Raw genomic sequence first — 12,166 nt, forward strand, 5'->3', positions numbered from 1 at the left:
CTCTGGCACCACCTCCAGGTACGGGTGTTCGGGCCCGTGACCCGGCGGGGTGTGCTCGGCGAGACTGACCGCATGGACGACGCCATCAACGCACGATTCCGGGTTCCGGCTCGGGTTCGAGTTCGGATTCGTACGGTCGTGCTCGCCGGGGTGCGGGCACTGCTGCTGGCCGTCGGCTCGATCGCCGGGTCGGTGCCGCTCTTCGTGCTCCTCCTCGTCTCCCTCGCTCTCGTGCCCGTCCTGGGCATCGGTCTCCTCACCACGCCCCGGGTCGTCACCTGGATACGGGCGTGGGCCGACTGGCGGCGGCTGACGGCCGTGCGGTGGGGCGGGGTGCGGATTCCGCCCCGGTACCGGGTGCCGACGGCGGACGCGGGGCGGTGGGCGCGGGCCCTCGGGGTGCTGCGTGATCCGGCGACCTGGCGGGAGTTCGCGTGGCTGCCCCTCGACGTCGTGCTCGGTTCCCTCACCGCGCTGGTGCCGGCCGCACTGGTCTTCTACCCCTTCGAGGGGTTCGCGCTGGCCCTCGGGCTGTGGCGGATGTTCACGGACGGGACCTACGTCGGCTGGTGGTACGGCTTCGTACCCATCGGCGGGCAGGGCAGCGCGCTCGCCGCCGGCGCACTGGGGGCCGTACTCCTCGTGGCCTCGTACCACCTCACCCCCGCCCTTCTGCGTACCCATTTCCTGCTCACCCGAGCGCTGTTGGGCGCCGGGCTCGGTGAACTCCGCGAGCGGGTGAGGGTGTTGACCGAGTCGCGGCGGGATGTGGTGGACACCTCCGCCGCCGAACTGCGGCGGATCGAAAGGGACCTGCACGACGGGGCGCAGGCGCGGCTGATCTCCATGGGGATGGATCTGGGGACCGCCGAGGCGCTCATCGAGAAGAACCCCGAGAAGGCGCGGGAGTTGCTCGCACGGGCCCGGCGGTCCTCCGCCGAGGCGCTCGCCGAGCTGCGCGACCTGGTGCACGGCATCCATCCGCCGGTGCTGGCGGAGCGTGGACTGGGCGACGCCGTACGGGCGTTGGCGCTGCGGCTGCCGGTGGACACCGAGGTCACGGTGGAGTTCGGGGGCGGCCGGGTGGAGGCACCGGTCGAGTCGGCGGCGTACTTCGCGGTGAGCGAGGTGCTGACCAACGCCGTGAAGCACTCCGGCGCCGAGCGGGTACGGGTCGATCTGCGGTACGCGGACGGCTCGCTGCGGATCACCGTCACCGACGACGGTCGGGGCGGGGCACGGGTCGGAGGCGGGTCGGGGCTGGCCGGGGTGGAGCGGCGAATCGGTACATTCGACGGCGTCCTGGCCGTCAGCAGTCCCGCGGGCGGTCCCACCATGGTGACCATGGAGATTCCTTGCGAGTTGTCCTAGCCGAAGACCTGTTCCTGTTGCGCGACGGGCTGGTCCGGCTGCTGGAGGCGTACGACTTCGAGATCGCCGCGGCGGTGGAGAGCGGCCCCGAACTGGACCGGGCGCTCGCCGAGCTGGCACCGGACGTCGCCGTGATCGACGTACGCCTGCCGCCGACGCACACCGACGAGGGGCTGCAGTGCGCGCTGCGGGCCCGCCGAGCGCGGCCGGGGCTGCCGGTGCTGGTGCTGTCGCAGCACGTGGAGCGGCTGTACGCACGGGAGTTGCTGGCCGACGGGGACGGCGGGGTCGGCTATCTGCTCAAGGACCGGGTGTTCGACGCGGAGCAGTTCGTGGACGCCGTACGACGGGTCGCGGCGGGCGGTACCGCCATGGACCCGCAGGTGATCCAGCAGCTGCTGGCGGGGCGCGCCGGGGACGGCCGGCCGCTGGGGCGGCTGACGCCCCGGGAGCTGGAGGTGCTGGATCTCATGGCTCAGGGACGTTCGAACGCGGCGATCGCTGGGCATCTGGTTGTCACGGAGCGGGCGATCGCCAAACACACGTCCAACATCTTCGCCAAACTGGGACTCGAGGTGTCGGACGATGACAACCGACGCGTCCTGGCGGTACTGACATATCTCGACCAGGGACGCTGAAAGCACGCCAAAGTCGACAGCATCCGCTCCCTCGCCGAACACTTGCCGTAAGAGATCCGCAACTCCCGGTATAACCGGTGGAGTTCAGGCTGAATTGTCCTACGAATCTCTCATCAATTTCTGAGGCGGCTGAACACTCCTGAGGTCCCCCTCGTATGGAACGACGCCGCTTCATCCTGTCGGGCGCCTCGATAGCCCCGCAAGGAAGTCAGAGGAGTTCCATGGGACGCAACGCACGTAAACGACGCTCACCACTGGCCGTTCGCGCCGTGGCCGCATCCGCGGCTCTCGCGATCGGTGGTGGTGGACTTGTCTGGGCGAATTTCTACGCCTCCGCACACGAGGAGAACGGCGCCCAGAACCAGACCAAGGCCGCTGCCGTACAGATCGCCACGATCGACTGCCCGGACATCGGTCAGAAGCTCTCGAACGTCCCCAGCGGCGCCCGCGCCGGTGTGGACAAGGAGCTCGCGAATCTGGACAACCAGATCACCGAGGCCTACGCACGTCTCGCCTCCACTCGCCAGGCGCAGGCCGGCGACGCCAGCTTCGTTCAGAACGCGATCACCGGTCCGCTGAAGGACAAGCGGATCGCCGCGATCGACCGGATCCGCATCAACATCAAGCGGGCCGGTGGTTCCGGGGCTGACAACCTGGCGCAGTTCGCCCAGTGCACCGGCGTCGCGGCCGCGCCGCAGACCAACGCCGGCCAGGGCAACAACAACCAGGGCAACGGCCAGAACAACAACGGCAACCAGAACAACGGTGGCCAGAACAACAACGGCCAGGGTCAGAACAACAACGGCCAGGCCGACGCCGGTGCGGCCAACGCCGGTGCGGCCGACGCCGGTGCGGCCAATGCCGGAGCCGGCAACGCCGGTGCGGGTGATGCCGATGCCGGTGCGGGCGACGCTGGTGCGGGCAACGCCGCCGGCGGCGGCCAGGGCGGCAACGGTCCGGTGGCTGCCGACTTCGTCGACATCACCAAGGTGCAGGCCAACGCCCAGCTGGGTGTCGGCGCCAACGGGCTCGCCGCGAACGGCAACAGCGGCTCGCGTGGCTCCTTCACCACGAAGTGCGGCACCAACGGGAACGACAACCACAACACGGACAACGTGATCGTCGCCCCCGGTGTCACCAATGGTGCCCACCACCTGCACGACTACGTCGGCAACCAGAGCAACGACGCGTTCGCGAGCGACCAGGAACTGGCGGCGGCCCAGACCAGCTGCCAGAACCAGGGCGACAAGTCGTCGTACTTCTGGCCGGTGCTGCGTCTGCAGGACGGTTCGCAGGACTTCGACCAGAACGCCGCCGGTGGCGGAACCGAGGGCAACGTCGGCAAGATCCTTCAGCCGACCCAGGCGCAGATCAAGTTCGTCGGCAACAAGAAGGGCAACGTCGTCGCGATGCCGACCGCCCTGCGCATCATCACCGGTGACGCCAAGGCCTTCGTCAACGGCAACGCGAACGCCAACGTGAACTGGAGCTGCACCGGCTTCGAGAACAAGGTGCAGCTGGAGGACAAGTACCCGATCTGCCCGCAGGGCAGCTCCGTGGTCCGTACGACCAACTTCCAGAGCTGCTTGGACGGCCAGAACATCGACAGTGCGAACCACCGCACTCACGTGTCCTTCGTCCAGGCCGACGGCACCTGCGCCAACGGCTTCCAGGCGATCCCCCAGCTCCAGGTCCGTCTGGTCTACAACGTGCCGGCCCCGACCATCGAGAACGGCACGGTGGTGAACCCGTACGCGGTGGACTCCTTCCCGGAGAACCTGCACAAGCCGATCACCGACCACAACGACTTCATCAACTTCTTCTCCGTGAAGACGATGAACAAGATGGTCAACTGCATCAACACCGGCAAGAAGTGCCAGTAGATCCACCAGTGGCCCACCGACGGTGGGCCACGTGAGAAAGCCGGTGGCGGGAGAACCCGCCACCGGCTTTCTCATGTCCTTCTCGTTGCGTTGCTGCTTCCGCTCAGCCTTCGTGGCCGGCCGCGTGGTGGTCGGCGCCCACCTCGGTGGTCCCGCCGAGCTTGCTCTGCAGCTTCGCGATCATCTTCTGGTCGCCGACCGCGGTCCACTTGCGGCCGAGGAGGTAGAAGCCGCCGTAGTCCTTGGCCCCGTTGATCCACTCGCGCTGGCCGCGGTCGGTGGCGTAGGTCAGGAGAAGGAACTTGCCGTAGGTGGTGGTCTTGCAGGCGGCCTGGCGGAGCTCGTCCGCGTCGATCTGCATGATCGGCTTGCAGCCCGCCTTGCTCGCGAGCTGCTCCAGGCTGCCCGTCGCGGCGACCGGCGTGGCGTCGATCGCCGTAGCCGCCTGATCGCTGTTGCCGCCTGAGCAGCCTGTCAGTGCCAGCGCCGCCACGGCTGTGACCGCGGCAGCCGCGAGCTTCGGTCGCGTCACCATCATCTGTTCGTCCTCCGGTCCGTTCGCCGCCGACATTACTCTCGGCCCATGCCGCGGGTGGCCCCGTCGAGGAGCCCTCGCCCTCGATACGGCTGCCGGGCACAGACCACTCAATCAGGGAACGTGTGTGCGAGAGTGGGCAAGTACTGCATCTTCCCGGGGGCTCCGACATTTGCGGCTGCCGCCGCGGGCCCCCGGACCCCCAGCAGAAAAGCAGGTCAGCAAGCATGACCGGCACGGACATCGCGAGGCGACCCGAGTGAACGCGGACTGGAATGAGCGTGTGGACGCCGCCTGGGCCACCTTCGACGACTACGACGAGGACCACGGGGCCGACTTCCGCGCCGTGATCGACGCCCTCGTCGCCGAACTGCCCGCCGGCAGCCCCCTGGCCCATTTCGAACAAGCGCGCGCCTGGGACTCGACGGGCCACTCGGACCGGGCGGTGCCGCTCTACCGGGAGGCTCTCGCGCTCGGGCTCGGCGAAGACAGCGGCTACAAGGGCCGGCGCGCCAAGATCCAGCTGTCGAGTTCACTGCGGAACATCGGGCAGGCCGAGGAGGGCGTCAAGCTGCTCACTCCCGAACTGGACGCCCCCTCCGACGAGTTGGACGACGCCGTACGAGCGTGTCTGGCGCTGTGTCTGTCCAGTCTCGGCCGCGACCGTGAGGGCCTCTCACTCGTCCTGGGCGCCCTCGCTCCCCATCTGCCGCGCTACCAGCGGTCGATGGCGAACTACGCCCGGCTGCTGACCGACCCCGACCGGTAACTCCGGAAGGCCAGGTGACCATCCGACCATTCGCTCGTTCTGCTGAACGTGCAGTCACAGGATGTCGCCTTCAGCCCCACCACCGGTAACAGCGCCAAGGGCCGCCCCGTCGTCGACGTGGAGCAGGCCGAGGCCGCACTGGTCGAGCACTACCCCCGGCTCGTCCGGCTCGCCTATCTGGTGCTGCCGCCGAGCCTGGGCCGCAACCGGCGCGTCCTGACCGCGCACGCCCTCACCCAGCGCGCGCTGCCCAGGGGACGCACGGCCGCGGCCGCGATCCCGGCCCAGCCGAAGGGCCGCGCGGGCGACCCCGGTTACGCGCTCGTCCGCCTCCAGGTGCTGCGTACGGCACTCGCGGCGGGGCAGCCGTGGCGGGGCCGCACGCTGCCGAAGCGGTCGCAACTGCCGCCGCTGCTCCCCCAGGTGTGGGGCCTGCGACTCTTCCCGCGTTCGGGTGGCGCCGAGGAACTCGCTCTGGATCAGCGGCTGTCGGCCCTTTCCGGCCCCGCGCGGGCCGCGTACGTCCTGCGCGGTCTGGAGAAGCTCCCGGACTCCGACGTCACCACCGCCCTGGAGGCCGCCGGGGTCGGCCGGCCGATCGAGGCGCTCCGCGAGGCGGACGAGGTCCCGGCGCAGTACGCGCTGCTCGACTCCGCCGAGTTCGACCCCTGTTCGCTCCAGGCCCGCCCGACCGACCTGATGCGGCGCAGGCAGCACCTGAAGGCCGCGCTCGTCGCCGCCACGGCCGTCGCGGTGTGCGGCGCGCTGCTCGGCCTGCCCGGCGACGGCTGGGCCCCGGACGGCGCCGCCGCCCCCGCGTACGCGAAGAACCCGGCCGCCGAAGCCGCCCTGGACCCGGCCCGGCTGACCCTGGTGGCCCCCGCCACCTGGAGGTCCTCCGCCCGTACCGACTTCTCCGTCTGGCCCGCGCGCGGTGACCTCGTCGGCGACAGCGCCCTGCTGCGCCGCGCCCTCGCCGTCTGGGCCCGCCCCGGCGAGACCGTCCAGGTCTCGGCCACCCCGGGCACCCCGTCCGGCGGCCCGGCCGGCCCGCCCCAACTCCTGTACGCGGGCACTGTCGACGCCGCCCACATCGTGATCCTGTACGACGGTCTGCGCATCGCCCGGTACGCCGAACCGAAGGACGGCACGAGCGGGGCCGCCCTCGACTTCGCCCGGGTCGACGGCGCGACCGGCGCCGAGGCCGACGCGGTGGTCCTCGACCGGGCCGACGGCAACGTCCGCTATCTGACGGCACCCTGGGTGCTCAAGGCCGAGATGCGGGATCTGCGCCAGCCGGGCGCGACGCCGATCGACCTGGGGCTGACCGACGGGGTGAGCGGGCCAATGGCCAGCCCGATCGCGCAGAAGGGCACCTGCCAGTCCTGGAACACGCTCCAGGTGACCGACGCCGGTGGCGCCCGCCTGCTGAGCGACCTCGGTGAACTCGTCCCGGCCCACCTCACCACGGGCCGCCCGACCGCACCCCGCGAGGCCTCGGCTCCGGCGGCGCTGGCCACCTGGTCGCCGTTCGCCTGCTCCCTCGCGGCGATGCACTCCCAGGGCGTGCGCGCCGTGAACGCCTGGCAGTACGCCCGGCAGCCGCTGCCCGACGCGAGCGGCGCCGCCGACTGGGTGTGCACCCGCGCCGAGACCTGGCGGGGCGACGGCGCCCAGGTTCTGGCCCAGTTCCACACTCCGGGCGGGAAGTACGGGGCGGTCGCCGCGAAGTCCGGGACCAGCCCGGCGTGCGGACCCCGCGACCCGAACGTGCTCGCCGGTGTGCTGTGGAAGTCGGGGGCGGGTGAGTGGTACATGCTGGCCGCCGGCGCCGAGAACACGGCGTCGATCACGGCGACGGGTGGGGTGAGCTCGTCGGCGCGGGGTGCCATGCTGGCGGCGAAGACCCAGCAGGGGGCTCAGGCCGGGTTGAAGGGGACGCTGAAGGATGGGCGGGCCATCGGCGGGCTGCGCTAGCTGACACTGGCGTCAACAAGTCGGCGCAGAGGGGTTTCCCCACCGGCTACCCGTCAGTACATTGACGCCATGTCCAACAGTCCCGATCCCGGCCCCTCCGAACACGTACCGCCGCACATGCAGTCGCACATACCGGCTCACCCGCTCAAGGCGCGCAAGGTGTCCTTCTCCTGGGAGGGCACCCCGTTGCACTGGGTGCCGGGGGATCCCTTCACGTCGCACACCATCAACGTGCTGCATCTGCTGCTGCCCGCCGGTGAGCGGTGGTTCGTGCACGTGTACAAGCAGGTGCTGCCGTACATCCGTGACGAACGGCTGCGGGCGGACGTCGTCGGGTTCATCGGCCAGGAGGCGATGCACTCCCAGGCCCATGACGAAGTCCTCCCGCACCTACGGGAGTCGGGGCTCGATCCGACCCCGTACACCGCTCAGGTCGACTGGCTCTTCGAGAAGCTGCTCGGCGACCGGTTCCTCCTGCCGGGCCGCCGGGCCCGCAAGTGGTGGCTCATGGAACGGGTCGCCGTCATCGCGGCCATCGAGCACTACACGGCGTTCCTCGGCGACTGGATACTCAACGCGCCGGAGCTGGACCGGCGTGGCGCCGATCCGACCATGCTGGACCTGCTGCGCTGGCACGGCGCCGAGGAGGTCGAGCACCGGTCGGTCGCCTTCGACCTGTTCACGCACGTCGACGGGAGCTACCGGCGGCGCGTGCGGACGTGGCTGACCGGGCTGCTGGCGCTGTTCTTCCTGTGGCAGCGCGGAGTGCGGTTCTTCATGGCGAACGATCCGGCCCCGAACCTCCGCAAGCCGACCTTCCGGGGCTTCTACGTGCGCGGGAAGCGGGGCCTGCTGCCGTCCACCCGGGCCATGGCGAGATCGGTGCCGCGCTATCTCTCCCGGAACTACCACCCGTCCCAGGAGGGGTCCACCGAGCAGGCCGTCGCCTATCTGGCCTCCTCCCCCGCCGCCGTCGCCGCCGACAGGGGCGCCGCCTGATGCCCCGGCCGCTGGCTCTCGCGCTCACCGCCGGGGCCGCGCTGCTCGCCCGGCGGGCCATGCGCCGCCGGATCGGGGCCTCGCCGCTGTGGCCGCTGCCCGCGCTGGCGGAGCCGGTCTCCGGCCGGCCGCGCTCACGGGCCCTGCGGCTGACGGTCGCCGCGCACGAGTCGGTCGCCGACGGGGTCGTGCAACTCCGGCTGGAGGGGCGGGAGTTGCCTGGCTGGGCGCCGGGGGCGCATCTCGATCTGGTGCTGCCGTCGGGGCTCGTGCGGCAGTACTCGCTGTGCGGGGACCCGGCGGACACCTCGTCGTACACCGTCGCCACCCGGCTGGTGCCGGACGGGCGCGGCGGCTCGCGCGAGGTGCACGAGGGGCTGCGGGCGGGCATGACCGTCGAGGTGCGCGGCCCGCGCAACCGTTTCCCGCTCGCCCCGGCTCCGGCGTACGTCTTCGTGGCCGGCGGTATCGGCATCACCCCGATCCTGCCGATGCTCCGGGCGGTGCACGCTCAACCCGGTCTGGAATGGCGGCTGTTGTACGGGGGCCGCAGCCGGGCCTCGATGCCGTACCTGGCCGAGATCGAGAAACTGGGCGCGGGTGACGGTACCGGACGCGTCACCGTCGTCGCGGAGGACGAGGACGGGCTGCCCGACCTCGACGCGCTGTTCGCGGGAGTGGCGGCGGAGCTGCCCGAGGGCACCGCCGTTCACTGCTGCGGGCCCGAGGCGCTGATGGCCGCGGTGGAGGCCCGGGTTCCCGAGGGTGCCGTTCTGCGTCTGGAGCGCTTCACTCCGCGTACGTCGATCGGCGGCAACCAGCCTTTCGAGGTCGAACTCCGGCGCAGCGGGCGGACGTTGACAGTGGCCGCCGACTCGACCGTGCTGGCCGCCGTACGGGCGGAGCTGCCGGACACCGCGTACTCGTGCGAGCAGGGGTTCTGCGGAACCTGCCAACAGCGCGTGCTCGCGGGGGAAGTCGACCATCGTGACGAGCTGCTGACCGACGCCAAGCGGGCGGACTCGATGCTGATCTGTGTGTCGCGGGCACGACGGAGTCCACTTGTGCTGGATTTGTGAACACCCTGGGTCGGACCCGTCCGTTGCGGGCCGTATCCGATCGGTAAGGTGTTCGCATGACAACCGGGGTTCGCCGCAGAATGGGAGTCGAGGAACGCCGGCAGCAGTTGATCGGCGTCGCCCTCGAACTGTTCAGCCGCCGCTCGCCCGACGAGGTCTCCATCGATGAGATCGCGTCGGCCGCGGGCATCTCGCGCCCACTGGTCTACCACTACTTTCCCGGCAAACTCAGCCTGTACGAGGCCGCGTTGAAGCGGGCGTCGGACGATCTGGCGGGCCGGTTCACGGAGCCGCAGGAGGGTCCGCTGGGGGCGCGGCTGCTGCGTGTGATGGGCCGGTTCTTCGACTTCGTCGACGAACACGGGCCCGGTTTCGCGGCGTTGATGCGCGGCGGTCCGGCGGTGTCGGCGGACGAGGTGCGTTCGAGCAGCGCCTCGGCGACGAACGCGCTCATCGACGCCGTACGACAGGTCGCGTACGTCCAGATCCTGTCGCATCTGGAACTGACCGCCGAAGAGGCGCCCGCCCGGCTGGAGTTGGTCATCCGGACGTGGATATCGCTCGTCGAGTCGACCGCGCTGATCTGGCTGGACGGGCGGCGGGTGCCGCGCGGCGAGCTGGAGGCGCAGCTCGTGCACGACTTCGCGGCGCTGGCCGCCGTGAGCGCCGCCTATGACGAGGAGATGGCCGCGCTGCTGCGCCGGATGCTCAAACAGGAGCCCGCCGACGGCCCGTTCAGCGACCTGGTCGCACGGCTCATCTCGCTCGCGTCGTAGCCCACCGGCAAGTCGGCCGGACAGGTCAGTTGTCGAACTTCCGGTAGGAGTCGTCGAGTTCGCGGACCTCGACCGAGGCGTGCAGGGCGAGTCCTTCGACGGGCTTCACATGGGCGCGGACCAACTCCAGTACGGCTTCCGTCAGTTGGGCCTTCGTCTCCACCGTGCGCCCGGTGAGCATGCCGATCCAGACGTGCACGATCGCATGGCCGTCGCTGTCCGCGCCGACCGTGGCGTCCTCGGTGCGGCGGAACTGCGTCTTGCACGCCTCGGGCTTCGCCTTCGCCGTGGCGACGACTTCCTCGTGCAGCGCGAGCGCGAACGCGCGCCGGTCGAAGGCCTCGGCCAGCGGACCCGAGTAGTCGACGGTGATCTGCGGCATGGGTCAAACCCCTGTTCTACGACTGCTACGACTGGGACTGCTACGACTGCACGACTTGTATGACGGCACGGCCATCACACCCTAGCCGCTGGCCCAACCGCTGGCCTTGGCCGTTGGTCCTGGCCGTTGGCCCTAGTCAGCGAGCCGCAGCGCCAGCATCGCGATGTCGTCCTCCCGGTCGTGTCCGAAGGAGACGAGCAGCGTGTCGCAGAGGGCGTCCAGGCCGGGCAGCGCGCCGGAGGCCGCCGCGCGCAGGTGTTCCATGGAGTCCGCGAGGTCGGTGCCCCGGGTCTCGATCAGACCGTCGGTGATCATGAGGAGCCGGTCGGTGGGCTCGAGGAACAGTTCGGTGGGCGGCGGATGGGCGAGGCCCACGCCGAGCAGCGGGCCCGCGGCCTTGGCGTAGTCGGCGCTGCCGGTGTCGCGGATGATCAGCGGCGGGATGTGGCCCGCGTTGGCGATACGGGTGCGCCCTGTGCCCGGGTCGACGTGGACGAGGCACACGGTGGCCGTGACCTCGGGGTGGTAGCGCTGGAGCATCCGGTCGAGGCGCTCGGCGAGCACGGCCGGGTCACTCTCGTCGACGCAGTAGGCGCGCAGCGCGTGCCGGATCTCGACCATGACGGTGGCCGCGTCCAGCGAGTGCCCGACGACGTCACCGACCGCGGTGAGCATGCCGTCGCCGGTGCGCAGGGCTGCGTAGAAGTCGCCGCCGATCTCGGCGTCCCGGGACGCGGGCACGTACCGGACCGCGACGTCGATGCCCGGCAGGTCGGGCAGCCGGTCGGGGCGGGGCAGGAAGCTGTGCTGGAGGGTGAGGGCGACATACCGTTCGACCTGGTACATGAGCAGCGGCTCGGCGGCGAGCACGGTGGCCTGGGCGAGCCTGGCCACCAGGGACTCGTTCTCCGGGCTCACCCTGCGCGTCCCGCGGGTGGGCGTGGCCAGGCACACCGAGGCCCTGCCGTCCTCGGTGGGGATCAGCACCAGGCGGGCGTCGTGCTCCATGCCCGGCCGGAAGAACCCGGCGGGCCACAGCGGCGAGGGCACCGTGGTGATCCGCACCCCGCTGTGCCCACGGGTGAGTCGCCGCAGCAGCCCCGCCACGACGCGGTGGGCACCCTCGTCCGGCATGGCGAGCGTGGTGCGGTCACGGGAGGTGGCGCGGTACAGCTCGTCGTCCGGGCCGAGGAAGAACACGGCGGCGGGCGAGCCGGTGAGCCGCGCGGTGCCCTCGGCGGCGGCGTCGGCGAGTTCCTGCAGGGAGCGCGCCGACTGGATGGTGAAGACCGTCTCCGACAGCCGGGTCAGCCGCCGCGCCAGTGCCTGGTCGTCGGCCCGCAGCCGCGAGGCGCGCACCGCGGCCCGCAGCACCGCGTCGATCTCCCCGGGCTCGGCGGGCACCGTCAGATACGCGTCCCCGCCCGCCTCCAGCCCGTCGCGACGGTCGCCCGGGGACACGACGGAGGCCGAGAAGTGGACGACGGGCAGGCCGGCCATGTGCGGCCGGGTCTTGATCCGGCGGCACAGTTCGACCCCGCTCACGCCGGGCAGGTTCATGTCGATGAGGGCCACGTCGGGCAGGATGCCCTTTCGCAGCCGTACGTCGAGTTCGGCGAGCGCCTCGTGACCGCCGGCGACCGGGACGACCTGGTAACCGGCACGCCGGAGCAGGGCACTCATCGCGTAGCGGCCGGCCGCGGTGCCGTCCACGACGAGCACGGTGGTGTCGGTCCGCTTGCCGTTGTCGTCCATCT

General features: G+C 70.9%; 11 protein-coding genes. 8 read left to right on the forward strand and 3 right to left on the reverse strand.

Annotated features, from left to right (window positions below; all coding sequences use genetic code 11):
* Positions 1-72: 72 nt before the first annotated feature.
* The 3 genes from G3I71_RS12330 to G3I71_RS12340 all read left to right on the forward strand — a co-directional run bounded on the left by G3I71_RS12330 (position 73) and on the right by G3I71_RS12340 (position 3,892).
* Positions 73-1,371, forward strand: coding sequence for a sensor domain-containing protein (locus G3I71_RS12330; protein WP_164314052.1), 1,299 nt, complete (start codon positions 73-75; stop codon positions 1,369-1,371).
* Entirely contained in the window at positions 1,356-2,009 is a 654-nt protein-coding gene (locus G3I71_RS12335; protein WP_164314053.1) for a response regulator transcription factor, read from the forward strand. The genes G3I71_RS12330 and G3I71_RS12335 overlap by 16 nt, the downstream gene beginning before the upstream one ends.
* Before the next feature lie 221 nt (positions 2,010-2,230).
* On the forward strand, positions 2,231-3,892 hold the full coding sequence (locus G3I71_RS12340; RefSeq protein ID WP_164314054.1) for a DUF1996 domain-containing protein: 1,662 nt from the start codon (positions 2,231-2,233) through the stop codon (positions 3,890-3,892).
* Between the two features lie 103 nt (positions 3,893-3,995).
* On the opposite strand, the gene G3I71_RS12345 is transcribed toward G3I71_RS12340, so the two are convergent.
* Entirely contained in the window at positions 3,996-4,430 is a 435-nt protein-coding gene (locus G3I71_RS12345; RefSeq protein WP_164314055.1) for a hypothetical protein, read from the reverse strand.
* A 256-nt stretch (positions 4,431-4,686) separates the two neighbouring features.
* Between G3I71_RS12345 and G3I71_RS12350 the strand changes: the two genes are divergently transcribed.
* From G3I71_RS12350 to G3I71_RS12370, 5 genes are all read left to right on the forward strand, one after another.
* Complete coding sequence (locus G3I71_RS12350; RefSeq protein WP_164314056.1) at positions 4,687-5,196, forward strand: tetratricopeptide repeat protein; 510 nt, start codon at positions 4,687-4,689, stop codon at positions 5,194-5,196.
* Between the two features lie 48 nt (positions 5,197-5,244).
* A complete protein-coding gene (locus tag G3I71_RS12355; RefSeq protein WP_164314057.1) occupies positions 5,245-7,173 on the forward strand; it encodes a hypothetical protein in 1,929 nt (642 codons plus the stop codon).
* A 117-nt stretch (positions 7,174-7,290) separates the two neighbouring features.
* Entirely contained in the window at positions 7,291-8,172 is an 882-nt protein-coding gene (locus G3I71_RS12360; protein WP_203730105.1) for a metal-dependent hydrolase, read from the forward strand.
* Positions 8,172-9,251 (forward strand): PDR/VanB family oxidoreductase, encoded by a 1,080-nt coding sequence (locus G3I71_RS12365; protein WP_164314059.1) that lies wholly within the window; start codon positions 8,172-8,174, stop codon positions 9,249-9,251. The genes G3I71_RS12360 and G3I71_RS12365 overlap by 1 nt, the downstream gene beginning before the upstream one ends.
* A 56-nt stretch (positions 9,252-9,307) precedes the next feature.
* On the forward strand, positions 9,308-10,027 hold the full coding sequence (locus tag G3I71_RS12370) for a TetR/AcrR family transcriptional regulator (RefSeq protein ID WP_203730055.1): 720 nt from the start codon (positions 9,308-9,310) through the stop codon (positions 10,025-10,027).
* A 25-nt stretch (positions 10,028-10,052) separates the two neighbouring features.
* Here the strand turns inward: G3I71_RS12370 and G3I71_RS12375 are convergent, their stop codons facing one another.
* Both G3I71_RS12375 and G3I71_RS12380 read right to left on the reverse strand, forming a co-directional pair.
* The gene (locus G3I71_RS12375; RefSeq protein ID WP_164314060.1) at positions 10,053-10,409 is read right to left on the reverse strand and encodes a 5-carboxymethyl-2-hydroxymuconate Delta-isomerase; all 357 of its coding nucleotides are present in this window, start codon (positions 10,407-10,409) and stop codon (positions 10,053-10,055) included.
* Between the two features lie 132 nt (positions 10,410-10,541).
* Positions 10,542-12,164 carry a fused response regulator/phosphatase gene (locus G3I71_RS12380; RefSeq protein ID WP_164314061.1) on the reverse strand — a complete coding sequence of 541 codons (1,623 nt, stop codon included), beginning with the start codon at positions 12,162-12,164 and terminating at the stop codon, positions 10,542-10,544.
* Positions 12,165-12,166: the final 2 nt, after the last annotated feature.

It is taken from the genome of Streptomyces sp. SID12501 (assembly GCF_010550245.1).
GTDB lineage: Bacteria > Actinomycetota > Actinomycetes > Streptomycetales > Streptomycetaceae > Streptomyces.

Coding starts and splice junctions, on each gene's coding strand:
- G3I71_RS12380 (WP_164314061.1), bottom strand. CDS start 12,164: ATGGACGACAACGGCAAGCGGACCGACACCACCGTGCTCGTCGTGGAC.
- G3I71_RS12375 (WP_164314060.1), bottom strand. CDS start 10,409: ATGCCGCAGATCACCGTCGACTACTCGGGTCCGCTGGCCGAGGCCTTC.
- G3I71_RS12345 (WP_164314055.1), bottom strand. CDS start 4,430: ATGATGGTGACGCGACCGAAGCTCGCGGCTGCCGCGGTCACAGCCGTG.
- G3I71_RS12330 (WP_164314052.1), top strand. CDS start 73: ATGGACGACGCCATCAACGCACGATTCCGGGTTCCGGCTCGGGTTCGA.
- G3I71_RS12370 (WP_203730055.1), top strand. CDS start 9,308: ATGACAACCGGGGTTCGCCGCAGAATGGGAGTCGAGGAACGCCGGCAG.
- G3I71_RS12340 (WP_164314054.1), top strand. CDS start 2,231: ATGGGACGCAACGCACGTAAACGACGCTCACCACTGGCCGTTCGCGCC.
- G3I71_RS12365 (WP_164314059.1), top strand. CDS start 8,172: ATGCCCCGGCCGCTGGCTCTCGCGCTCACCGCCGGGGCCGCGCTGCTC.
- G3I71_RS12360 (WP_203730105.1), top strand. CDS start 7,291: ATGCAGTCGCACATACCGGCTCACCCGCTCAAGGCGCGCAAGGTGTCC.